The following is a 23,056-nucleotide window of genomic DNA, read 5'->3' as shown; positions in this document are numbered from 1 at the left end:
GCATCGTGCTCAATCCCGACGACAGCATTCTTCGCAAGCTCGAGGCGCTCGTTGCCGCCGGCGAGCGGCAGCGCGACCCGGCTCAATTCGCAATCGCAAGACGGCTAGACAGCCTGACGGCAAAGCTCCTGGCGAGCCGCCCCTCGCGCAAGACCAATGCGCTCGGCTGGCTCTTTGCGGCGCGCAAAAAGGACCAGCCGCCGGTCAAGGGCCTCTATATCCACGGCGGCGTCGGGCGCGGCAAGACCATGCTGATGGACATGTTCTTCGACGCCGTACCGATCCAGCGCAAGCGCCGCGCCCATTTCCACGAATTCATGGCCGATGTGCATGAGCGCATCTACAGGCACCGGCAGAAGCTCAAGAACGGCGAGACCAAGCAGGCCGATCCGATCCCGCCCGTCGCTTCCGATCTCTTCGGCGAAGCGCGGCTCCTGTGTTTCGACGAGTTCACCGTCACCGACATCGCCGATGCGATGATACTGGCGCGGCTCTTCGGCGAACTGTTCGCCAAGGGCTGCGTGCTTGTCGCGACCTCAAACGTCGAGCCGGACAATCTCTATCGCGACGGCCTCAATCGCGGTCTCTTCCTGCCGTTCATCGATCTTCTGAAGGCAAATGCCGAGATCATCTCGCTCGACACGGAAACGGATTATCGTCTGGGCAAGACCGATGGCGCGCCCGTCTGGCTGTCGCCGCTCGGGCCCGAAACGGAAGCCGCCATGGATCGCGCCTGGTATCGGGAGACGGGCGGAGCGCCGGTCGCCTCGGCCGAAATCGGCCGCAAGGGGCGCACGATCCGCGTGCCGGCGGCCGCCGGCCGGGCCGCGCGGTTCACCTTTGCAGACCTGTGCGCGCAGCCGCTCGGCGCCGCCGACTACCTTGCGATCGTCGCGCAGTACAGCACCATCTTCCTCGACCACGTTCCGCATCTCGGGCCCCACCTGCGCAACGAGACGAAGCGCTTCATCATCCTGGTCGACGCTCTCTATGATCAGGGCGCCCGCCTGTTCGCCTCGGCTGACGCCGAACCGCAGCATCTGCTGACCGCCAGGAAGGGCACCGAAGGCTTCGAATTCGACCGTACGGTTTCGCGTCTCATCGAGATGCAAAGCCAGGATTACGCTGCGGCTCACCCGCACGATTCAGCGGAGGAATGACGCTTAGGCGACAAGAATTCTTACGTTTACGTAAGAATTTTACGATCTAACCGATTGAATTTGCTCTGCTCAAAAGTATCGATTGATATTTTTCACTTTGCCGTTTAAGGGCTTTCGGCGAAGGTTTGGCGTTTGCCGCGTTTCAGGCCTTGATCATTTTGGGATCACAAAGGAAGCACTTTCATGGCGCGCAACAAGATCGCACTTATCGGTTCGGGGATGATTGGTGGCACGCTGGCGCATCTCGCCGGCCTGAAGGAACTGGGCGACATCGTCCTCTTCGACATTGCCGACGGCATTCCCCAGGGCAAGGGCCTCGACATCGCGCAGTCCTCTCCGGTCGAGGGCTTCGATGCATCGATGACCGGTGCGAGCGACTATTCCGCGATCGAGGGCGCCGACGTCTGCATCGTCACCGCCGGCGTGCCGCGCAAGCCCGGCATGAGCCGCGACGATCTGCTCGGCATCAACCTCAAGGTCATGGAACAGGTCGGCGCCGGCATCAAGAAATACGCTCCGAACGCCTTCGTCATCTGCATCACCAACCCGCTCGACGCCATGGTCTGGGCGCTGCAGAAGTTCTCCGGCCTGCCGAAGAACAAGGTCGTCGGCATGGCCGGCGTGCTCGACTCTTCGCGCTTCCGGCTCTTCCTTGCGGAGGAGTTCAACGTCTCGGTCAAGGACGTCACCGCTTTCGTGCTCGGCGGCCATGGGGACACCATGGTGCCCCTCGCGCGCTATTCGACCGTCGCCGGCATTCCGCTGCCCGACCTGATCCAGATGGGCTGGACCACCAAGGAAAAGCTCGACCAGATCATTCAGCGCACCCGTGACGGCGGCGCCGAGATCGTCGGCTTGCTCAAGACCGGCTCGGCCTATTATGCGCCGGCCGCCTCGGCGATCGAAATGGCCGAGGCCTATCTCAAGGACAAGAAGCGCGTGCTGCCCTGCGCCGCTCATCTCTCCGGCCAGTATGGCGTCAAGGACATGTATGTCGGCGTGCCCACCGTGATCGGCGCCGGCGGCATCGAGCGCATCATCGAGATCGACCTCAACAAGGGCGAGAAGGAAGCCTTCGACAAGTCGGTCGCGGCCGTCGCCGGCCTTTGCGAAGCGTGCATCAACATCGCACCCAGCCTGAAGTAACCGCCATCCGGCCTATCAGACAGGAAAGAACCCATGAACATCCATGAATACCAGGCCAAGGCTCTGTTGAAGAGCTATGGCGCGCCGGTCGCGGAAGGCGTCGCGATCTTCTCCGCCGACGAGGCAGAAGCGGCTGCGAAGAAGCTGCCGGGACCGCTTTACGTGGTGAAGAGCCAGATTCATGCCGGCGGCCGCGGCAAGGGCAAGTTCAAGGAACTCGGCCCCGACGCCAAGGGCGGCGTGCGCCTGGCCAAGTCGGTGGACGAGGTCGTCGCCAATGCCAAGGACATGCTCGGCAACACGCTGGTGACCAAGCAGACCGGTCCGGCCGGCAAGCAGGTCAACCGCCTCTATATCGAGGACGGCGCCGATATCGACCGCGAACTCTATCTCTCGATCCTCGTCGACCGCTCCGTGGGCCGGGTGGCCTTCGTCGTTTCGACCGAGGGCGGCATGGACATCGAAGCAGTCGCCGAACATACGCCGGAGAAGATCGTCACCGTCGCGATCGATCCGGAAAAGGGTGTGACCGCAGAAAATCTGAAGACGCTCGCCGACGCGCTGAAGCTCGAAGGCGAAGCGCGCGCCGATGCCGAGAAGCTCTTCCCGATCCTCTACAAGGCATTCGTCGAAAAGGACATGAGCCTGCTCGAGGTCAATCCGCTGATCGTCATGACGAACGGCCGGATGCGCGTCCTCGACGCCAAGGTCTCCTTCGACGGCAACGCCCTCTTCCGCCATGAGGACGTGGTCGCGCTGCGCGACACGACGGAAGAGGACGACAAGGAAATCGAGGCGTCGAAATACGACCTCGCCTACGTCGCCCTGGATGGCAATATCGGCTGTATGGTCAACGGCGCCGGTCTCGCAATGGCGACGATGGACATCATCAAGCTCTACGGCGCCGAGCCCGCGAACTTCCTCGATGTCGGCGGCGGTGCCTCGAAGGAAAAGGTCACCCAGGCCTTCAAGATCATCACGGCCGATCCGGCGGTGAAGGGCATCCTCGTCAACATCTTCGGCGGCATCATGAAATGCGACGTCATCGCCGAGGGCGTGCTTGCAGCGGTCAAGGAAGTCGGCCTCAAGGTGCCGCTCGTCGTGCGCCTGGAAGGCACCAATGTCGAGCTCGGCAAGAAGATCATCAATGAATCGGGCCTCAACGTGATTTCCGCCGATGATCTGGACGACGCCGCCCAGAAGATCGTTGCAGCCGTGAAGGGAGCCTGAGGTTTCATGTCCATCCTGATCAACAAAGACACCAAGGTTCTCGTTCAGGGCCTCACCGGCAAGACCGGTACCTTCCACACCGAGCAGGCACTCGCCTATAACGGCACCAAGATGGTCGGCGGCATCCACCCGAAGAAGGGCGGCGAGACCTGGACCGGTGCCAAGGGCGAGCAGCTGCCGATCTTCGCGACGGTCGCCGAGGGCCGCGATGCGACCGGCGCCAACGCTTCCGTGATCTATGTCCCGCCGGCCGGTGCCGCTGCGGCGATCATCGAAGCGATCGATGCGGAAATCCCGCTCATCGTCTGCATCACCGAGGGCATTCCCGTCGCCGACATGGTGAAGGTCAAGGCCCGGCTCGAAAAGTCGTCTTCGCGCCTCATCGGCCCGAACTGCCCGGGCGTGCTGACGCCGGACGAGTGCAAGATCGGCATCATGCCGGGCAACATCTTCCGCAAGGGTTCGGTCGGCGTGCTTTCGCGCTCCGGCACGCTGACCTACGAGGCGGTGTTCCAGACCACCAATGAAGGCCTCGGCCAGACGACGGCAGTCGGCATCGGCGGCGACCCGGTCAAGGGCACCGAGTTCATCGACGTGCTGGAAATGTTCCTCGCAGACGACGAGACCAAGTCGATCATCATGATCGGCGAGATCGGCGGCTCGGCCGAAGAGGAAGCGGCGCAGTTCCTGAAGGACGAGGCGAAGCGCGGCCGCAAGAAGCCGATGGTCGGCTTCATCGCGGGCCGTACCGCGCCTCCCGGCCGCACGATGGGCCATGCCGGCGCCGTCATCTCCGGCGGCAAGGGTGGTGCGGAAGACAAGATTGCGGCGATGGAATCGGCCGGGATCCGCGTCTCGCCTTCGCCCGCACGCCTCGGCAAGACGCTGGTCGAAGTCCTGAAGGGCTGACGAACAATCCCACGGCGCCCGCGCGTCCTGCCGGACGCATAAAGGTCGCCGTGGCACTGTGCAGCGGGGCGGCAGGCCATGCCGCCCCATTGGAGCCACGAAAGATACGATGATGAGCGTCAAGTCCAGTGCAGATGGCGAACAGCCGGAATCGGGCCGACGCAGCCGGAACGACGCGCCTGACCGTTGAAGGGCGCCGATCCGGCAGAAGGCAAACACGACCGGGACAACCCGGCACACCAACTTAAGTCAGGAGGCGGGCTGAAGTCCGCGATAGACCATGACAAGGCAAGAGGCCAACGAGCAATTCCAGCTCACATCCTTTCTGGACGGCGCCAATGCCGCCTATATCGAGCAGCTCCATGCGCGCTATGAAGCGGACCCCTCATCCGTTTCGGCCGAGTGGCAGTCCTTCTTCAAGGCGCTTGCCGACCGGCCCGAAGATGTGGTGAGGGCGGCCAAGGGCGCCTCCTGGAAGAAGCAGAACTGGCCGATTCCCGCCAATGGCGAACTCGTCTCGGCCCTCGACGGCGACTGGGGCACGGTCGAGAAGGTCATCGAAAAAAAGGTCAAGGCCAAGGCCGAGGAGGCCGCAGCCGCTGCCGGCGTGGCGCTCAGCGAGGCCGAGGTGCATCAGTCGACGCGCGATTCCGTCCGCGCCATCATGATGATCCGCGCCTATCGCATGCGCGGCCACCTGCACGCCAAGCTCGACCCGCTCGGCCTTGCGGATCCGGTCGAGGATTACGACGAACTCTCCCCGAAGACCTACGGCTTCGAAGAGAAGGACTACGACCGCAAGATCTTCATCGACAACGTGCTCGGCCTCGAATATGCGACCGTGCGCGAGATGGTCGAGATCCTCGAGCGGACCTATTGTTCGACGATCGGCGTCGAATTCATGCATATGTCCAACCCGGAAGAGAAGGGCTGGATACAGGAACGCATCGAAGGCCCGGACAAGGGCGTCGAATTCACCCCCGAGGGCAAGAAGGCGATCCTGCAGAAGCTCATCGAGGCGGAAGGCTTCGAGCAGTTCATCGACGTCAAGTACAAGGGCACCAAGCGCTTCGGGGTCGACGGCGGCGAATCCCTGATCCCGGCGCTCGAGCAGATCATCAAGCGCGGCGGCCAGCTCGGCCTCAAGGAGATCGTGCTGGGCATGGCGCATCGCGGCCGCCTCAACGTTCTCTCGCAGGTCATGGCCAAGCCGCACCGCGCCATCTTCCACGAGTTCAAGGGCGGCTCCTACACGCCCGATGACGTGGAAGGCTCCGGCGACGTCAAGTATCACCTGGGCGCTTCCTCGGACCGCGAGTTCGACGGCAACAAGGTCCACCTGTCGCTGACGGCAAACCCGTCGCATCTCGAGATCGTCAATCCGGTCGTCATGGGCAAGGCGCGCGCCAAGCAGGACCAGATGGCGACCGTATTCGAAGGCGACATCATTCCGCTGCGCGAACGCGTCAAGGTCATGCCGCTGATCCTGCACGGCGACGCGGCCTTTGCCGGCCAGGGTGTGGTCGCCGAAATTCTCGGCCTCTCCGGCCTGCGCGGGCATCGTGTCGGCGGCACGGTGCATTTCATCATCAACAACCAGATCGGCTTCACCACGAACCCGGCCTTCTCGCGTTCCTCGCCCTATCCGTCGGACGTGGCGAAGATGATCGAGGCGCCGATATTCCACGTGAATGGTGACGATCCGGAAGCGGTGGTCTATGCGGCCAAGGTCGCGACCGAATTCCGGATGAAGTTCCACAAGCCGGTCGTCATCGACATGTTCTGCTACCGCCGCTTCGGTCACAACGAGGGCGACGAGCCGGCGTTCACGCAGCCGAAGATGTACAAGGCGATCCGTGCGCACAAGACCGTCGTCCAGCTCTATTCGGACCGGCTGATCGCCCAGGGCCTGATCAGCGAAGGCGAAGTCGAGAAGATGAAGGCCGATTGGCGCGCCCATCTCGAACAGGAATTCGAGGCGGGTCAGTCCTACAAGCCGAACAAGGCCGACTGGCTCGACGGCGCCTGGTCGGGCCTGCGCACGGCCGACAACCAGGATGAGCAGCGCCGCGGGCGCACCTCGGTGCCGATGAAGCAGTTGAAGGAGGTCGGTCGCAAGCTGTCCGAAATTCCGGCCGGCTTCAGCGCGCACCGCACAATCCAGCGCTTCATGGAAAACCGCGCCAACATGATCCAGACCGGCGAGGGCATCGACTGGGCGATGGCGGAAGCGCTCGCCTTCGGTACGCTGGTGACCGAGGGCACCAAGATCCGCCTGTCCGGTCAGGATTGCGAGCGCGGCACCTTTTCCCAGCGCCATTCGGTTCTCTACGATCAGGAGACCGAAGAGCGCTACATTCCGCTCGCCAACCTGTCGCCGACCCAGGCACGCTACGAGGTCATCAACTCGATGCTCTCGGAAGAGGCCGTCCTCGGCTTCGAATACGGCTATTCGCTTGCTCGCCCGAACGCCCTGACGCTCTGGGAAGCCCAGTTCGGCGACTTCGCCAACGGCGCGCAGGTGGTCTTCGACCAGTTCATCTCGTCGGGCGAGCGCAAGTGGCTGCGCATGTCGGGCCTCGTCTGCCTGCTGCCGCACGGCTACGAGGGTCAGGGGCCGGAGCATTCCTCCGCCCGGCTGGAACGCTTCCTGCAGCTTTGCGCGGAAGACAACATGCAGGTCGCCAACGTCACGACCCCGGCGAACTATTTCCACATCCTGCGCCGTCAGGTGAAGCGCGATTTCCGCAAGCCGCTGATCCTGATGACGCCGAAGTCGCTGCTGCGTCACAAGCGGGCGGTCTCCAGCCTGTCGGAAATGGCCGGCGAGAGCTCCTTCCATCGTCTCCTCTGGGACGATGCCGAGGTCATCAAGGACGGTCCGATCAAGCTGCAGAAGGATTCGAAGATCCGTCGCGTCGTCATGTGCTCGGGCAAGGTCTATTACGACCTTCTGGAGGAGCGCGAGAAGCGCGGCATCGACGACATCTACCTGCTGCGCGTCGAGCAGCTCTATCCGTTCCCGGCCAAGGCGCTCATCAACGAGCTCAGCCGCTTCCGCAACGCGGAGATGGTCTGGTGCCAGGAAGAGCCGAAGAACATGGGCGCCTGGGCATTCATCGATCCCTATCTGGAGTGGGTCCTTGCCCATATCGATGCCAAGTACCAGCGGGTGCGCTATACCGGCCGTCCGGCCGCCGCTTCGCCGGCGACCGGCCTGATGTCCAAGCATCTGGCTCAGCTTGCCGCCTTCCTCGAGGATGCGCTGGGGGGCTGACCAAGCCCCTCACGGTCTGCCGCTCGCTGAGGCACTTTCAGCGTAGCGGTTTTCCGTCCGGGAGCGCGTAACTCGAAGAGCTAGAAACAGAAATCTGATCAACGGAACAAAACTCATGGCAACAGAAATCCGCGTTCCCACTCTTGGCGAATCCGTCAGCGAAGCGACCGTCGGCACCTGGTTCAAGAAGGTCGGCGACGCGATCAAGGCCGACGAGCCGATCCTCGAGCTCGAGACCGACAAGGTGACGATCGAAGTCCCGGCCCCGGCCGCCGGCACGCTCAGCGAAATCGTCGCGCAGGCGGGCGAAACCGTCGGCCTCGGCGCGCTGCTCGGCCAGATCTCCGAGGGCGGCGCGGGTGCTGCCGCCGCTGCGCCGGCTGCGGCCGAGAAGAAGCCTGAGCCTGCGGCGGCTACCGCTGCTCCGGCTGCGGCCGCACAGCCGGCCGCCGCTGCCGCGACGCAGACGTCCACGTCGATGCCGCCGGCACCGGCGGCTGCCAAGCTCATGGCCGAGAACAGTCTTTCGGCCGATCAGATCGACGGCTCGGGCAAGCGTGGCCAGGTGCTGAAGGGTGACGTGCTCGCGGCCGTCGCCAAGGGCATTTCGGCTCCGGCTGCAGCCGAGCCGGCCAAGATCCAGGCCCGCGCGCCGGCACCGGCGGAAGATGCCTCTCGCGAAGAGCGCGTGAAGATGACCCGCCTGCGGCAGACGATCGCCCGGCGCTTGAAGGACGCGCAGAACACTGCGGCTATGCTCACCACCTATAACGAGGTGGACATGAGCGCCGTCATGAGCCTGCGCTCGAAGTACAAGGACATCTTCGAGAAGAAGCACGGCGTGAAGCTCGGCTTCATGGGCTTCTTCACCAAGGCGGTGACGCATGCGCTGAAGGAGTTGCCGGCTGTCAACGCCGAGGTCGACGGCACCGAGATCATCTACAAGAACTTCTGCCACGTCGGCGTCGCCGTCGGTACCGACAAGGGCCTCGTCGTGCCCGTCGTGCGCGATGCCGACCAGATGTCGATCGCCGAAATCGAGAAGGAAATCGGCCGTCTCGGCAAGGCAGCGCGCGACGGAACGCTGGCCATGGCCGACATGCAGGGCGGCACCTTCACCATCTCCAACGGCGGCGTCTACGGTTCGCTGATGTCCTCGCCGATCCTCAACGCTCCGCAATCGGGCATCCTCGGCATGCACAAGATCCAGGACCGCCCGGTCGCGATCGGCGGTCAGGTCGTCATCCGGCCGATGATGTATCTGGCGCTCTCCTACGATCACCGCATCGTCGACGGCAAGGAAGCGGTGACCTTCCTCGTGCGCGTCAAGGAAAGCCTCGAGGATCCGGAACGCCTGGTGCTGGATCTCTAGATTACGGTGATCTAGGCGGGATCGGCCTGAATGGCGGGGGCCGCGTGCCCCCGTTTCCATCTCCACCGATGCCCGGACCGGGACGCACGTCTGACGGGCATCGACAGCCACGGAACCAGAGGTTAGGTTTTGGGGGCACGCTATGCGCGCATCCCGGACAGTTGGCATCGTAAGCACCGGTCGCAACCATGATGAGCTATCTGATCGAACTCGCTTCGCTAATGGCGATCTTCACCTTCGCCATCGTTTCGCCCGGCGCCGACCTCGCCATGGTGCTGCGCCAATCGCTGGTGCACGGCCGCCGCGCGGCGATCGTCACCTCCTTCGGCATCGGCGCGTCGCTGATGTTCCACGTGACCTACACCATTCTCGGCCTCGGGCTGATCATCTCGCAGTCGATCTACCTCTTCAACATCGTCAAGTGGTGCGGCGTCGCCTACCTGATCTACATCGGCATCAAAGCCCTTCGCGCCGGCCAGACGGAAATCGCGGTCGAGGCAGCGGCCGAGACCGGCGAAGCCCGCAGGCAGCAGTCGGCGCTGAAGGCCTTCGGCCTCGGCTTTGCCGCCAACGCGCTCAATCCCAAGGCGGTCTTCTTCTTCCTGTCCATCTTCTCGACGGTCGTCAGCGCCCATACGCCGATGACGGTCAAGTTCGGCTATGGCTTCGTCATGGCGAGCGCGCTGATCCTCTGGTTCGTCGGGGTCAGCCTGTTCATGACGACGCCGCGGATGCGGGCGGCCTTCACGCGCGCGAGCAAATGGATCGACCGGGCGAGTGGCATGGTCTTCATCGCTCTCGGACTGAAGCTGGCGACGGAAAAGGCCGCGTGATGATCTGCGGCCGCAACGTTCTCTTCGTTTCGCTTATGCTTTCGGCAGCACCGGCCCTTGCGGACGAGTGCACCCAGGCGCAGGCGGTCTACGCCGACCCGGCCGGAACCTATGAGCTGCGCTTCGAGCCCGTCGGATCGGAGGCAGCAGTCACCAGCAATCACTTCAAGATCAGGATCGGGGACACCGGCCTTCTGCTCGATGGCGTCGTGATGCAGTCCGGTGAACCGCTGCGGGCGAACGGGATCGTCATGAACGACTGCCCGACCGGCGACGTGACCGGCGCGGAACTCGAGGCCTGCACCGTCTGGCAGGGCCCGATCTATGCGGTCGACAAGGCCGGCCAGATCGGGCTGCTTCAGCCAGAGGACGCGCCCGCAGCCGATCGGATCCTGCTTCCGGATTTCGGACCGTCGCTGCGTGAATCGAGTGCCTGGGGCGAAGGCAAGGGCACCACCGACAGTTCGGATGTCTTCCAGTTCAAGGGGTGTGGATCATGAGCAGCGGACCTGTACTTCTCGTCACCGGGGGCAGCCGCGGCATCGGCGCCGCGGTCGCGCTTGCCGCGGCCAGCGAAGGCTGGCGGGTCGCCGTCAACTATGCGTCCAATCGCGATGCGGCCGAGGACGTGGTCCGTCGCATCGCGGAGGCCGGCGGCACGGCCGTTTCCGTCGAGGGCGACGTGGGCAGGGAAGAGGGGGTGAAGGCGATCTTTGCAGCCGTCGACACCGCCTTCGGCCGTCTCGACGGCCTCGTCAACAATGCCGGGATCATCGGTCCGCCGCAGCGCGTAGACGAGGTTTCGCCCGAGCGGATCGAGCGGCTGTTCCGCACCAACGTGACGGGCTCCATCCGTTGCGCCGCCGAGGCGGTGCTCCGGATGTCGACGCGCCACGGCGGGCGGGGCGGCTCGATCGTCAATCTCTCCTCCATCGCCGCCGTGCTTGGCGCGCCGGGGCAATATGTCGACTACGCCGCCACGAAGGGCGCGATCGACAGCTTCACGGTCGGCCTGGCGCGTGAAGTTGCCACCGAGGGCATACGCGTGAACGCGGTCCGGCCCGGCGTCATCGATACGGAAATTCATGCCTCCGGCGGGCTGCCCGACCGCGCCCGCGACCTCGCACCCACGATCCCGATGCAGCGGCCCGGAACGGCGGGCGAGGTTGCCGATGCAATTCTCTATCTCCTGTCCGACAAGGCGACTTACGTGACGGGAACCATTCTCACCGTCAGTGGCGGGCGGTAGCCCTCCCAAGACCGTCCTCCCAAGAAGGATTATCAAATGGCCTATGATCTCATCGTTATCGGAAGCGGCCCCGGCGGCTATGTCTGCGCCATCAAGGCGGCGCAGCTCGGCATGAAGGTTGCCGTGGTCGAGAAGCGCAGCACCTATGGCGGCACATGCCTGAATGTCGGCTGCATCCCCTCCAAGGCGCTGCTGCATGCTTCCGAAATGTTCCATCAGGCGCAGCACGGCCTGGAGGCGTTGGGAGTCGAGGTCGCAAGCCCGAAGCTCAACCTTCAGAAGATGATGGCCCACAAGGACGCGACCGTTAAGTCCAATGTCGACGGCGTCTCCTTCCTCTTCAAGAAGAACAAGATCGACGGCTTCCAGGGTACCGGCAAGGTTCTCGGCCAGGGCAAGGTCTCGGTCACGAACGAAAACGGAGAGGAGCAGGAGCTCGAGGCGAAGAACGTCGTCATCGCCACCGGTTCGGATGTCGCCGGCATTCCTGGCGTGGAGGTCGCGTTCGACGAAAAGGTGATCGTTTCCTCGACCGGGGCACTCGCGCTCGAAAAGGTCCCGGCGAGCATGATCGTCGTCGGCGGCGGCGTCATCGGTCTCGAGCTCGGCTCCGTCTGGGCGCGTCTCGGCGCAAAGGTGACCGTGGTCGAATACCTCGACACGATTCTCGGCGGCATGGACGGCGAGGTTGCCAAGCAGCTTCAGCGGATGCTGACCAAGCAGGGCATCGACTTCAAACTCGGCGCCAAGGTGACCGGTGTCGTGAAATCGGGCGACGGTGCCAAGGTCACTTTCGAACCGGTGAAGGGCGGCGATGCGACCACGCTCGATGCGGAGGTCGTGCTCATCGCTACCGGACGCAAGCCCTCGACGGACGGCTTGGGTCTCGCCAAGGCGGGCGTCGTTCTCGATTCGCGCGGCCGCGTCGAGATCGACCAGCATTTTCAGACGAGCATCACCGGCGTCTATGCGATCGGCGACGTCGTGCGTGGGCCGATGCTGGCGCACAAGGCCGAGGACGAAGGCGTTGCCGTCGCCGAGATCATCGCAGGCCAGGCCGGCCACGTGAACTACGACGTCATTCCGGGCGTCGTCTATACCCAGCCGGAGGTCGCCTCGGTCGGCAAGACCGAGGAAGAGCTGAAGGCCGCGGGCGTCGCCTACAAGGTCGGCAAGTTCCCCTTCACCGCCAATGGCCGCGCCCGCGCAATGCTGCAAACGGACGGCTTCGTGAAGATCCTTGCGGACAAGGAGACCGACCGCGTGCTCGGCGGCCACATCATCGGCTTCGGCGCCGGCGAAATGATCCACGAGATCGCGGTGCTGATGGAGTTCGGCGGATCGTCGGAGGACCTCGGCCGCACCTGCCACGCCCATCCGACGATGTCTGAGGCGGTAAAGGAAGCGGCGCTCGCCACCTTCGCCAAGCCGATCCACATGTGATTATCGGGAGGGCCCTGCCCTCCCACCGCATTGACCGGCCGGTCATTCCACCTGCGTCACAGTGAACCCCTGCTGACGCAGGAGTTCGACGAGGCCTTCCTTCCCGGGAAGGTGCAGCGCGCCCACGGCCATGAACACGCCGCCGCCCTTCAGGAGGGGCGCGGCGCGATCTGCCATGATCCTGTTGCGATCGATGATGATGCGCTGCTCGAATTCGGCATAGCCGGCGTCGTCGGATGAAATACCAGCGGAGGCGAGTTTCATCATGGGCATGATCGTGCCCGTCTCGCCGGAGAGGTAGAGATCGGTGGTCGTCGTCATCACGTCGTCGATCGTCTTGCCGAGAGCAAGCGTTTCGATCAGTGCCTTGAGATGCATTTCGACCGGCAGCGAATCCATTGCCGAAAGCTGCTCGACCAGCGTTTCGAGACCCTTGAGCGTCTTGCCCTCCCTCAACGCGTCCTCGGCGAGCTTCTTGTCGAGGAAGGAGGCACCGGCCGCCTTGCGCGAGAATTCGCAGGCCGGCAGGGCGACGAAGCTGGCAATCATCCAGGGCTTCATCTTGGTGACGAGCGGCAGAGGGATGCCGCGCGCCTTGAGACCGCTTTCGAGAAGCGCGCGGTCCTCCGGTTTCAGGAAATCGTTGATCGTCTTGTCGCCGGTGAACATGGTCAGTTCCGGCTGCATCATGATCGCGGCGGTTGCCCTGTTCTGGTCGACGATCTCGTCGGACTCGACGATCACCGTCTCAGCCCTTGCGAAGGCCTCCGTCGCGCCGCCGGGCATCGCCAGCACGCGCGGATCGGTGACATGCATGGTGCCGAGCAGGAAGGAGGGCGCCTGACCGTGCCCTTCGATCTTCCAAAGCAGGCCCTTTCCGTTGGGCACCGCCGCCGCTTCCGCGCGCAGCGCCGCCAGGCGGGCCGGATCCGAATGTTCGAGGCCGGTCAAGATGTTGCTGCCGGCGCAGTCCGTCTCTTCCGCCCGTGCCTCCGACACATGGAGCAGGGCGGCAACGAGGCTCGCCGCCGTCAGTAGATTGAGCAGTGCCGTCAGCCACAACAGGCCGTCGGCCGCCTTGGCCGCGAGATCGCGGACGGGTCTGGTGAAAGTGTTCATGGATGCCCCCGGCATTGACGGAACCCTACTCCCCCACGGTCACGGGTTCCTTAACACGCTTGGTTAACGGCCAAGGACGTCAGATTTTAGGCGCGCGGATGGGCGCGGTCGTAGATTTCCAGAAGCCGTGCCGAATCGACGCCGGTATAGACCTGCGTGGTCGACAGGCTGGCATGGCCGAGCAGTTCCTGGATGGTGCGGAGATCCCCTCCGCCCGCCAGAAGATGCGTCGCGAAAGAGTGGCGCAGCGCGTGCGGTGTCGCCGAATCCGGCAGGCCGAGTGCGGCGCGCAGCTTCTGCATCTCGCGCTGGATGATCGCCGGCTGGAGCTTCGCGCCGCGGGCGCCGCGGAAAATCGGCTCACCGGGCTCGATATGGTAGGGGCAGAGCTTTCGATAGGTCTCGACCGCTTCGGCGGCGGCGGCGATCATCGGCACGATCCGTGTCTTGCCGCCCTTTCCGGTGACCCTGAGCGACGTCACCGGTCCTGAGAAATCGGCGGGGGTCAGGTCCAGCGCCTCCGCTATCCGCAGGCCGCAGACATAGAGCAGGGTCAGCACTGCGGCATTGCGCGCCGCGATCCAGGGCTCCTCGGCCAGTTGCGCGTCCGCGGTGACGACCTTCAGGGCTTCCCGGTCGGTCAATGCCTTGGGGAGAGACTTCGGCTGCTTCGGGGACCGCACCGCCCCTGCACCCGCCGCATTGGCGAGCCCGTTTCTCTCGAGATAGCGCAGGAAGGAACGCAGACCTGCCAGGCCGCGACCGAGCGTGCGCGCGCCGGCGCCTCCCTTGCGGCGCTGTGCCAGGAAGCCGCGCAGATCCGCGGGGCGAAGGGCGCGAATATCCGAGAGCCGCGGCGGACCGGCGAGGTGCCCGGTCAGGAATGTCAGGAACTGCCGCGTGTCGCGTTCATAGGCGTCGACCGTCTTTTCGGACAACCGGCGTTCCTCGGCGAGGCTCGCAAGCCAGCGCCTTCGTTCCGCCATCACTTCGGGATGGCCTATGGCAAGAAGTTCGTTCATCATCGGGCCCGGCGGGTTCATCAGCGCGGTGCGCTCACTGATCCAGGCTCGGAGCATCGCATCGGGCGTGTTATGTTTTTGCTAACGTGCTGAAGTTTGCTGCTGCGGCCTCTTGGAATTTGTCATTGTTCGATCATATTGAACTGCAATGTTCGGCCAGCAACAGCGGATGGGACAATGTCGAGACGTGATTCGGCGAGCGCTCTGGCGCATTTTGCGGAGGCAGTTGCGCTGGTCTCGCAAGGGCGTCCCGGCCATATCGTCGATACGCTGATCGCGGAACGCGGCCAGAAGATCGTCTGCCATCCCCTGTGGCCCGTCATGCGGCCCTTTCTCTACACGCTGCTCAACTACCGCAAGGCGATCGAGTTCGCCAATGCCGTCGCCAATATGCCGGGCTTCCAGGCCTTCGAGCATCTGAGTTCCCTTCTCGCTCTCGAGATCCGCGCCGACAAGCCGGAGCGCATTCCCGAGAAGGGCGGGTTCCTGCTCGTCAGCAACCATCCGACGGGGATCGCCGACGGCATCGCCGTCTTCGATCTCCTGAAGAGCCGGCGGCCGGACATGATGTTCTTTGCGAACCGCGACGCGATCCGCGTCAATCCGCGCTTCGTGGAAATGGTCATTCCGGTCGAATGGCGCGAGGAATACAAGTCGAAGCTCAAGGCGCGCGAAACGCTGCAGGTGACGAACAGGGCCATCGAGGCGGGCAAGGCGACCGTGCTCTTCCCCTCCGGCCGCATCGCCTATTGGGCCGAGGGACGGCTCAACGAGCGCCCCTGGAAGAGCTCGGCGGTCGGCTTCGCGCGCAAATACGGCCTGCCGATCCTGCCGGTGCATATGAGCGCGCGCAATTCCGGCCTCTTCTACTGGTTTGCCAAATGGTCGACGGAACTGCGCGACATGACTGTGTTCCACGAACTCCTCAACAAGAAGGGCGACCGCTTCGACTTCCGGATCGGCAATCTCATTCCGGCGGATGCGCTCGACGGCGATCCGGTGGAGGTGACGCGTGCGCTGGAGCGTCATACGGTACACGCACTGGCTGCCGACAGCGACGCGGCGTTCGAGCTGTCTGCCAGGGCGGTTGCAGCGGGCTAAGCCGTCACCATGATGCTTCGCTCGATGTTCGCCGAGAACTACCGGTCGCTGCGCTCGATCCGAATGGATTTGGCCGGCGTCAATCTGTTCATCGGAGAGAACGGCGTCGGGAAGTCCAACCTCTATCGTGCCCTGCAGCTGGTTCAGGCTGCCGTGAGAGGCCATCTCGCCCGCGAGATTGCGGAAGAAGGCGGCATGGCGTCCGCCATCTGGAGCGGCCCGCAGCGCGTCGGCAAGCCGGCGCGTATTCGGCTGGACGCCGAACTGATCGACGAGGAGCGAGCGATCACCTTCCGCTACCGGATCGAGGCGGGTTTCCGCCCGCCAAAAGCGGCGGCGGGTTTCGCCTATGAGCCGCAGGTCAAGGAGGAGGAGCTCACGATCGAGACGGGCCGGCGCCCGGTTCCGGTGATGAAGCGCAGCGGCCCCGGTATCTTCGTGCGCGGCGAGGGCGGCCGGATGGTGGACTATCCGGAGCAGGCGATGACCTCGGAGACGGCTATCGCGCTGCTCGGCGACGCCGGCCACTACCCTGAAATCGGCAGCTTCCGCCGGGCGGTCGACCAATGGCGGTTCTTTCACGGCTTTCGCACCGACCGCGAATCGCCGCTGCGGATGCCCTGCCTCGCCATCACCGCGCCATTGCTGGACGAAACCGGCGCCAACATGGCCGCCGTCTTCGCGACACTCCGGCACACGAGGCAGGATACGGTCGATCTCGATCGCGCGGTTGCCGACGCATTTGCAGGCGCCCGCCTGCAGGTGCCCGAACCCGGCCAGTTCGCCGAATTCTCGCTCGTCTTTCCGGACTTTCCGCACCGGGCATTTTCGCCGCGCGAGCTTTCGGACGGGCAGATGCGTTTCCTGGCACTTGCGGCGGCGCTGTTATCCTATCGCCGTCCCCGGTTCATCGCGCTCAACGAGCCCGAGACGAGCCTTCATCCGGATATGCTGCCGGCACTGGCTGCCATGGTCGCCAGTGCCGCGCGGGAAAGCCAGATCTGGATCGTCACGCATTCCGAACGCCTGGCCGAGCTGGTCCGGCAGCAATGCGGCGTTCGTCCGCGGCGTGTGATTCGCAAGGACGGAGCCACCTGGATCGACGGCATGCGCCTTACCGGCGCGGTCGAAGAGGAGGACGAGTAAGGGCTCTCTTATCTGGCCTGCCGGCCACCCTGCAGGCAGGGCAACATGACGGCCGCGTGCTCGTCCCCTCGCCCGCCTGCAGAGCGACCTTTAGAAGACGGGCGAACTCGGAAAAAAGGCCCCGCATCACTGCGAGGCCCCTTGTCAATTCCGTTCGATGCGGAGGATCAGGCGATCTTCTGGCCGGTCTTGGCCCAGTCGGCGAGGAACATTTCGAGGCCCTTGTCGGTCAGCGGGTGCTTGACCAGGGCCTTCAGCGTTGCCGGCGGGGCGGTGACGACGTCGGCGCCGATGAGGGCGGCCTCCTTGACGTGGTTGACCGTGCGCACCGAGGCGGCGAGGATCTCCGTCTCGTAGCCGTAATTGTCGAAGATCTGGCGGATTTCGCGGATCAGGTCCATGCCGTCGACGGCGATATCGTCGAGGCGGCCGATGAACGGCGAGACGAAGGTCGCGCCGGCCTTGGCGGCGAGCAGCGCCTGGTTTGCCGAGAAGCACAGCGTCACATTGGTCTGGTGGCCGTCCGAGGTCAGCGCCTTGCAGGCCTTGAGACCGTCGAGCGTCAGCGGCAGCTTGATGCAGATATTGTCGGCGATCTTCGAAAGCGCGGCCGCTTCCTTCATCATCGCGCTGTATTCGGTCGCGGTCACTTCGGCCGAAACCGGTCCTTCGACGATCGAGCAGATTTCCTTGGTAACCTCGACGATGTCGCGGCCCGCCTTCAGGATCAATGACGGATTTGTGGTGACGCCGTCGAGCAGGCCGAGATCGTTCAGTTCCCGGATGTCCTTCACATCGGCGGTATCAACGAAAAATTTCATCGGAGTCTTCCTTTGGCACTCAGCCGTTTCGGGCGCATCTCCACAGCAGGAAATTCCATGGCGGATATCGCGCGCGTTGAAACTCGGTTGGAACCGTGACAAACCCTGCTTTCCGCAAGGCAGCGGTTCGCTGCGAGTTTTCTTTAACTGAAAGCGGTGGCAAGGTCACGGCAAAATGACTCTTGATTCAACCGATTTATTCGGCCCCGTACTCGACCGCCGGGTGGTGCCCGTCCTGGTGCCCATGCCGGCGCCGAGGGCCTATTCCTACGCGGTGCCCGACGGCATGGCGGTCGAGCCGGGATCGATCGTTCAGGTGCCGCTCGGCCCCCGTTTCGTCGTCGGCGTCGTGTGGGACGGCGAAGACGACGGCGGCGTCGATCCGAAAAAGCTGAAGCAGATCGAGAAGGTCTTCGACTGCCCGCCGCTCGGCCCGGACATGCGCGCCTTTCTTGATTGGGTGGCGAGCTACACGCTGACGCCGCCGGGCCTCGTCGCCCGGATGGCACTCCGGGCGCCGGCCGCGTTCGATCCGGAGCCGATGGTGGAGGCCCTGCGTCTGACCGAGATGCGGCCGGAACGGATGACTGCGGCGCGCGAGCGCGTCCTCGCCACCGCGAGCGACGGGCTTTCCTGGACCCGCTCGGGGCTTGCCCATGCCGCGGGGGTCTCGTCCAGCGTCATCGACGGCCTGACGTCGCAGGGCGTGTTCGAGACCGTGTTCATGCCGCCGCCGCCGGTCGTCGCCGCGCCGGATCCGGCTTTCGCCGCGCCGCGCCTCGAAGGCCCGCAGAGGCAGGCGGCTGCCGACCTGCTGGTCGCCGTCGAGGAGCGGAAATTCTCGGTATCGCTGATCGACGGCATTACCGGTTCCGGCAAGACGGAGGTCTATTTCGAGGCGATAGCGGCGACGTTGCGCGCCGGCAAGCAGGTCCTGATCCTGCTGCCGGAGATCGCGCTGACCGCAAGCTTCCTCGAACGCTTCCAGGAGCGCTTCGGCGCGAAGCCCGCGGAGTGGCATTCCGATCTCGCGCCGCGCACGCGGGAAAAGGTCTGGCGGCAGGTGACGACCGGCCAGGTGCGCGTCGTCGCCGGCGCCCGCTCGGCGCTTTTCCTGCCCTTCGAGGATCTCGGCCTCATCATCGTCGACGAGGAGCACGACCCCGCCTACAAGCAGGAGGACCGCGTCTTCTACAATGCGCGCGATATGGCCGTGGTACGCGGGCGGATCGGCAATTTTCCGGTCGTGCTCGTCTCCGCCACACCTTCGGTCGAGAGCCGGGTGAACGGCGAGGTGGGGCGTTACCGGCCGATCCATCTGCCCACCCGCTTCGGCGATGCGGCGCTCCCCGATCTCGGCATAGTCGATATGCGCCGCCATCCGCCGGAACGCGGCGGCTTTCTTTCGCCGGTGCTCGTGAACCAGATCGGCAAGACGATCGGCCGGCGCGAGCAGGCGCTCCTGTTCCTGAACCGGCGCGGCTATGCGCCGCTGACGCTCTGCCGCGTCTGCGGCCATCGCTTTCAGTGCCCGGACTGCTCGAGCTGGCTGGTCGAGCACCGTTTCCGCGGGCAGATCCAGTGCCATCATTGCGGCTATTCGGAGAGGACGCCGGAAGCCTGCCCGGAATGCGGCACGCTCGATCATCTCGTTGCCTGCGGCCCCGGGGTGGAGCGCATCGCCGAAGAGGTCGAGCGGCATTTCCCCGACGCGCGCACCATTGTGCTCTCCTCCGACCTGATGGGCGTCAAGCGGCTGCGGCTGGAGCTCGAGGCGATCGCCCGCGGGGAGGCGGACATCGTCATCGGCACCCAACTCGTCGCCAAGGGCCACAACTTCCCGAACATGACGCTGGTCGGCATCGTCGATGCGGATCTGGGTCTTGCCAATGGCGACCCGCGCGCTGCGGAACGGACGTTCCAGCTCCTTTCCCAGGTGACGGGGCGTGCCGGCCGGACGGGCCTCAAGAGCCTCGGGCTTCTGCAGACCTATCAGCCGCAGCATCCGGTCATGCAGGCGATCGTGTCCGGCGATTCCGACGCTTTCTACGAACGCGAGATCCATGAGCGGGAAAGGGCGGTGCTGCCCCCTTTCGGCCGGCTCGCCTCGATCATCGTTTCGGCCGATACGCGCGGCGATGCCGAGGGCCACGCCCGCGGACTGCGCAATGCCGCGCCGCGCGTCGACGGCATAGCGATCCTCGGACCGGCGGAAGCGCCGCTTGCGCTCATCCGCGGCCGACATCGCTTCCGGCTTCTCGTCCACGGGCGGCGCAACAGCGACATGCAGTCCTTCGTCCGGGCGATGATCGCTGCCGGCCCCAAGGAGCGCGGATCGGTCAGCGTCCAGCTCGACATCGATCCGCAGAGTTTTTTGTGATCACTGCCGGATCTTCGTCCTTCGACCGATTCACATCCGGAAGGACATAGGCTAGACCTCTTTCACGCATCGCGTCGGCTCGGCGCGAGGCGGAGGGTCCACAGCAACGGGCGGGGACGGAGATGGAGTTCTACATACCGACGGAAACCGGGGAGTTGCTGGCTTTTTGTGCGGCCGCGCTCGCGGCGCTGATCGGGCTCGTCATGCTCTTTGCGCCGCGCCTGACCTTTCGCGCCGCCGGGATCGGCATCGCCGAGGGGCGGCGGGGAGGGCTGGCGGAGGCCCGCTCCACCATGGGCGGCATGCATCTCGGCCTGGGCCTCGGCGCCATCCTGCTTGCCCAGCCAATGGTGTATCTCGCCGTCGGCGCGGCTTTCGCACTCGCGGCGTTCGGTCGCATCCTGTCGATCATGAGCGACAACGGCGCGACCCTCTTCAACTGGCTCGCGCTCCTGGTCCAGGCGGCGCTGGCGATCCTGCCTCTTGCCTATGTTTTCGGGCTGATCTGATCGCCGACAAGGGCCTGCGACACTATTTACGGCAAAATTCGGCCGAAGCGGCCGGGTAATGCCGCATTCCTGCCGTTGGCGTGTTGCGAGTCCAAACATCCTATGCTAGACGAACCGCGAACTGCGGGGGAAGTGGGTCGACCGGCCTCGATATCCTGCGAGTTATTGCAGCAAATTCAAGATGTTAGGTCGACGGTTCGCCTGTCCTGGCATTCCTGGATGATTTTGAGAGAAGCTTGTGCCCGTGGCAGACACATCCCAGCTCATTTCCGGTGTTGCAGAAAGATATGCCTCCTCGCTTTTCGAGCTTGCCCTTGATGCCGGGTCGATCGAAGCAGTCGGCGCCGATCTGACGCGCATCCAGGCGCTGATCGACGGCAGTGACGATCTGAAGCGGCTGATCGTAAGCCCGGTCTTTTCCGCCGACGACCAGTTCAAGGCCATTTCCGCCCTCGTCGAGAAGTTCGGCTTCTCCGGGCTGGTCGGCAACTTCCTGAAGGTCGTCGCGCGCAATCGCCGCCTCTTCGTGCTGCCGGGCATCATCAAGGCGTTCCGTCTGCTCGCTGCCCGTCACAAGGGCGAAATCACCGCCGACGTCACGTCGGCACATGCGCTGACGCTGGCGCAGGAAATCGAATTGAAGGCGGCGCTGAAAGGCGTCACCGGCAAAGACGTGGCGGTAAACGTCACCGTCGACCCGTCTATTCTTGGAGGTCTGATCGTGAAGGTCGGGTCCCGCCAGATTGACACCTCCCTTCGCACCAAACTCTCTACCCTTAAGCTTGCACTGAAAGAGGTCGGCTGATGGATATCCGCGCCGCGGAAATTTCCGCAATTCTTAAAGATCAGATCAAAAATTTCGGCCAGGAAGCGGAAGTTTCCGAAGTCGGCCAGGTGCTTTCCGTCGGTGACGGTATCGCCCGCGTCTACGGCCTCGACAACGTCCAGGCAGGCGAGATGGTCGAATTCCCAGGCGGAATTCGCGGCATGGCGCTGAACCTCGAAGCCGACAATGTCGGTGTGGTTATCTTCGGCTCGGACCGGGACATCAAGGAAGGCGACACGGTCAAGCGGACCGGCGCCATCGTGGACGTTCCCGTAGGTCCGGAGCTGCTCGGCCGCGTCGTGGACGCACTCGGCAATCCGATCGACGGCAAAGGCCCGATCAATGCCAAGCAGCGCGCCCGCGTCGACGTCAAGGCGCCCGGCATCATTCCGCGCAAGTCGGTCCACGAGCCGATGTCGACCGGCCTCAAGGCCATCGACGCCCTCATCCCGGTCGGCCGCGGCCAGCGCGAGCTCGTCATCGGCGACCGCCAGACCGGCAAGACCGCGATCATTCTCGATACGATCCTCAACCAGAAAGCCATTCACGACAATGGCCCGGAAGGGGATAAGCTCTATTGCGTCTACGTCGCTATCGGCCAGAAGCGCTCGACGGTCGCTCAGTTCGTCAAGGTGCTCGAAGAGCGCGGCGCGCTGCAGTATTCGATCATCGTCGCCGCAACGGCTTCCGATCCGGCGCCGATGCAGTATCTGGCTCCGTTCGCCGGCTGCGCGATGGGCGAATATTTCCGTGACAACGGCAAGCACGCCCTGATCGGCTATGACGACCTTTCCAAGCAGGCCGTCGCCTACCGTCAGATGTCGCTGCTGCTGCGCCGCCCGCCGGGCCGTGAAGCCTATCCGGGCGACGTCTTCTACCTGCATTCGCGCCTTCTGGAGCGCGCCGCCAAGCTCTCCGACGAGCGTGGCGCCGGCTCGCTGACGGCTCTGCCGGTCATCGAGACACAGGGCAACGACGTGTCCGCGTTCATTCCGACCAACGTGATCTCGATCACCGACGGCCAGATCTTCCTCGAAACCGACCTGTTCTACCAGGGTATCCGTCCGGCCGTAAACGTCGGTCTGTCGGTTTCGCGCGTCGGCTCCTCCGCCCAGATCAAGGCGATGAAGCAGGTCGCCGGCTCGATCAAGGGCGAGCTCGCCCAGTACCGCGAAATGGCGGCCTTCGCACAGTTCGGCTCGGACCTCGATGCCGCGACGCAGCGTCTGCTCAACCGCGGTGCCCGCCTGACCGAACTTCTGAAGCAGCCGCAGTTCTCGCCGCTGAAGACGGAAGAGCAGGTCGCGGTCATCTTCGCCGGCGTCAACGGCTATCTCGACAAGCTGCCGGTCAGCGAGGTCGGCAAGTTCGAGCACGGTCTCCTTTCCTACCTCCGTTCGGAAGGCAAGGCCGTTCTGGATACCATCCGTACGGAAAAGGCTATCTCGGACGACACCAAGGCCAAGCTGAAGGGCGCAATCGACAGCTTCGCCAAATCCTTCGCCTGAGCGGA

19 protein-coding genes are annotated in these 23,056 nt (G+C 64.3%); 16 read left to right on the top strand and 3 right to left on the bottom strand.

What is annotated here, in order from left to right:
- Window positions 1-5: 5 nt before the first annotated feature.
- The 10 genes from zapE to lpdA all read left to right on the top strand — a co-directional run bounded on the left by zapE (window position 6) and on the right by lpdA (window position 12,619).
- Window positions 6-1,160, top strand: coding sequence for a cell division protein ZapE (gene zapE / locus CN933_RS15610; protein ID WP_018097291.1), 1,155 nt, complete (start codon window positions 6-8; stop codon window positions 1,158-1,160).
- A gap of 183 nt (window positions 1,161-1,343) precedes the next feature.
- Window positions 1,344-2,306, top strand: coding sequence for a malate dehydrogenase (gene mdh / locus CN933_RS15605; protein WP_018097290.1), 963 nt, complete (start codon window positions 1,344-1,346; stop codon window positions 2,304-2,306).
- Between the two features lie 33 nt (window positions 2,307-2,339).
- On the top strand, window positions 2,340-3,536 hold the full coding sequence (sucC, locus tag CN933_RS15600; protein WP_018097289.1) for an ADP-forming succinate--CoA ligase subunit beta: 1,197 nt from the start codon (window positions 2,340-2,342) through the stop codon (window positions 3,534-3,536).
- A gap of 6 nt (window positions 3,537-3,542) precedes the next feature.
- Entirely contained in the window at window positions 3,543-4,445 is a 903-nt protein-coding gene (gene sucD, locus CN933_RS15595) for a succinate--CoA ligase subunit alpha (protein ID WP_003530262.1), read from the top strand.
- A gap of 280 nt (window positions 4,446-4,725) precedes the next feature.
- Window positions 4,726-7,722 carry a 2-oxoglutarate dehydrogenase E1 component gene (locus CN933_RS15590; protein WP_018097288.1) on the top strand — a complete coding sequence of 999 codons (2,997 nt, stop codon included), beginning with the start codon at window positions 4,726-4,728 and terminating at the stop codon, window positions 7,720-7,722.
- Between the two features lie 115 nt (window positions 7,723-7,837).
- Complete coding sequence (gene odhB, locus CN933_RS15585) at window positions 7,838-9,094, top strand: 2-oxoglutarate dehydrogenase complex dihydrolipoyllysine-residue succinyltransferase (RefSeq protein WP_018097287.1); 1,257 nt, start codon at window positions 7,838-7,840, stop codon at window positions 9,092-9,094.
- Between the two features lie 188 nt (window positions 9,095-9,282).
- Window positions 9,283-9,927 (top strand): LysE family transporter, encoded by a 645-nt coding sequence (locus tag CN933_RS15580; protein WP_018097286.1) that lies wholly within the window; start codon window positions 9,283-9,285, stop codon window positions 9,925-9,927.
- Window positions 9,927-10,427, top strand: a complete 501-nt coding sequence (locus CN933_RS15575; protein ID WP_018097285.1) for a hypothetical protein — start codon at window positions 9,927-9,929, stop codon at window positions 10,425-10,427. The genes CN933_RS15580 and CN933_RS15575 overlap by 1 nt, the downstream gene beginning before the upstream one ends.
- The gene (locus CN933_RS15570; RefSeq protein ID WP_018097284.1) at window positions 10,424-11,176 is read left to right on the top strand and encodes an SDR family oxidoreductase; all 753 of its coding nucleotides are present in this window, start codon (window positions 10,424-10,426) and stop codon (window positions 11,174-11,176) included. Before CN933_RS15575 ends, CN933_RS15570 begins: the two co-directional genes overlap by 4 nt.
- A gap of 36 nt (window positions 11,177-11,212) precedes the next feature.
- Window positions 11,213-12,619, top strand: coding sequence for a dihydrolipoyl dehydrogenase (gene lpdA, locus CN933_RS15565; RefSeq protein WP_018097283.1), 1,407 nt, complete (start codon window positions 11,213-11,215; stop codon window positions 12,617-12,619).
- A 42-nt stretch (window positions 12,620-12,661) separates the two neighbouring features.
- On the opposite strand, the gene CN933_RS15560 is transcribed toward lpdA, so the two are convergent.
- A complete protein-coding gene (locus CN933_RS15560; protein ID WP_018097282.1) occupies window positions 12,662-13,738 on the bottom strand; it encodes a TraB/GumN family protein in 1,077 nt (358 codons plus the stop codon).
- Window positions 13,739-13,824: 86 nt separating this feature from the next.
- Window positions 13,825-14,760 (bottom strand): tyrosine recombinase XerC, encoded by a 936-nt coding sequence (locus CN933_RS15555; RefSeq protein ID WP_180980716.1) that lies wholly within the window; start codon window positions 14,758-14,760, stop codon window positions 13,825-13,827.
- A 177-nt stretch (window positions 14,761-14,937) separates the two neighbouring features.
- Here CN933_RS15555 and CN933_RS15550 point away from each other — a divergent pair, with 177 nt between their 5' ends.
- Together CN933_RS15550 and CN933_RS15545 are read left to right on the top strand one after the other, a co-directional pair.
- Complete coding sequence (locus CN933_RS15550; protein WP_018097280.1) at window positions 14,938-15,861, top strand: lysophospholipid acyltransferase family protein; 924 nt, start codon at window positions 14,938-14,940, stop codon at window positions 15,859-15,861.
- A gap of 9 nt (window positions 15,862-15,870) precedes the next feature.
- Window positions 15,871-17,007: an AAA family ATPase gene (locus tag CN933_RS15545; protein WP_018097279.1), complete on the top strand. Its 1,137-nt coding sequence runs from the start codon at window positions 15,871-15,873 to the stop codon at window positions 17,005-17,007.
- Between the two features lie 167 nt (window positions 17,008-17,174).
- Here CN933_RS15545 and fsa read toward each other — a convergent pair whose 3' ends face one another.
- Complete coding sequence (gene fsa, locus CN933_RS15540; RefSeq protein ID WP_003530290.1) at window positions 17,175-17,828, bottom strand: fructose-6-phosphate aldolase; 654 nt, start codon at window positions 17,826-17,828, stop codon at window positions 17,175-17,177.
- A gap of 175 nt (window positions 17,829-18,003) precedes the next feature.
- On the opposite strand from fsa, the gene CN933_RS15535 reads away from it, so the two are divergent.
- The 4 genes from CN933_RS15535 (at window position 18,004) to atpA (ending at window position 23,051) form a co-directional block, all read left to right on the top strand.
- A complete protein-coding gene (locus CN933_RS15535) occupies window positions 18,004-20,208 on the top strand; it encodes a primosomal protein N' (protein ID WP_018097278.1) in 2,205 nt (734 codons plus the stop codon).
- 122 nt (window positions 20,209-20,330) lie between these two features.
- Entirely contained in the window at window positions 20,331-20,717 is a 387-nt protein-coding gene (locus CN933_RS15530) for an AGROH133_08824 family phage infection protein (RefSeq protein WP_003530294.1), read from the top strand.
- Window positions 20,718-20,955: 238 nt separating this feature from the next.
- Window positions 20,956-21,522, top strand: a complete 567-nt coding sequence (locus tag CN933_RS15525) for a F0F1 ATP synthase subunit delta (protein WP_010970368.1) — start codon at window positions 20,956-20,958, stop codon at window positions 21,520-21,522.
- Window positions 21,522-23,051: a F0F1 ATP synthase subunit alpha gene (gene atpA, locus CN933_RS15520; RefSeq protein ID WP_018097277.1), complete on the top strand. Its 1,530-nt coding sequence runs from the start codon at window positions 21,522-21,524 to the stop codon at window positions 23,049-23,051. Before CN933_RS15525 ends, atpA begins: the two co-directional genes overlap by 1 nt.
- Window positions 23,052-23,056 lie beyond the last annotated feature (5 nt).

The organism is Sinorhizobium sp. M4_45, assembly GCF_002885915.1.
In the GTDB taxonomy this organism is placed as follows: domain Bacteria; phylum Pseudomonadota; class Alphaproteobacteria; order Rhizobiales; family Rhizobiaceae; genus Sinorhizobium; species Sinorhizobium meliloti_A.
The sequence above is the reverse complement of the archived record's forward strand: the minus strand, read 5'-3'. Positions and strand labels throughout refer to the sequence as shown.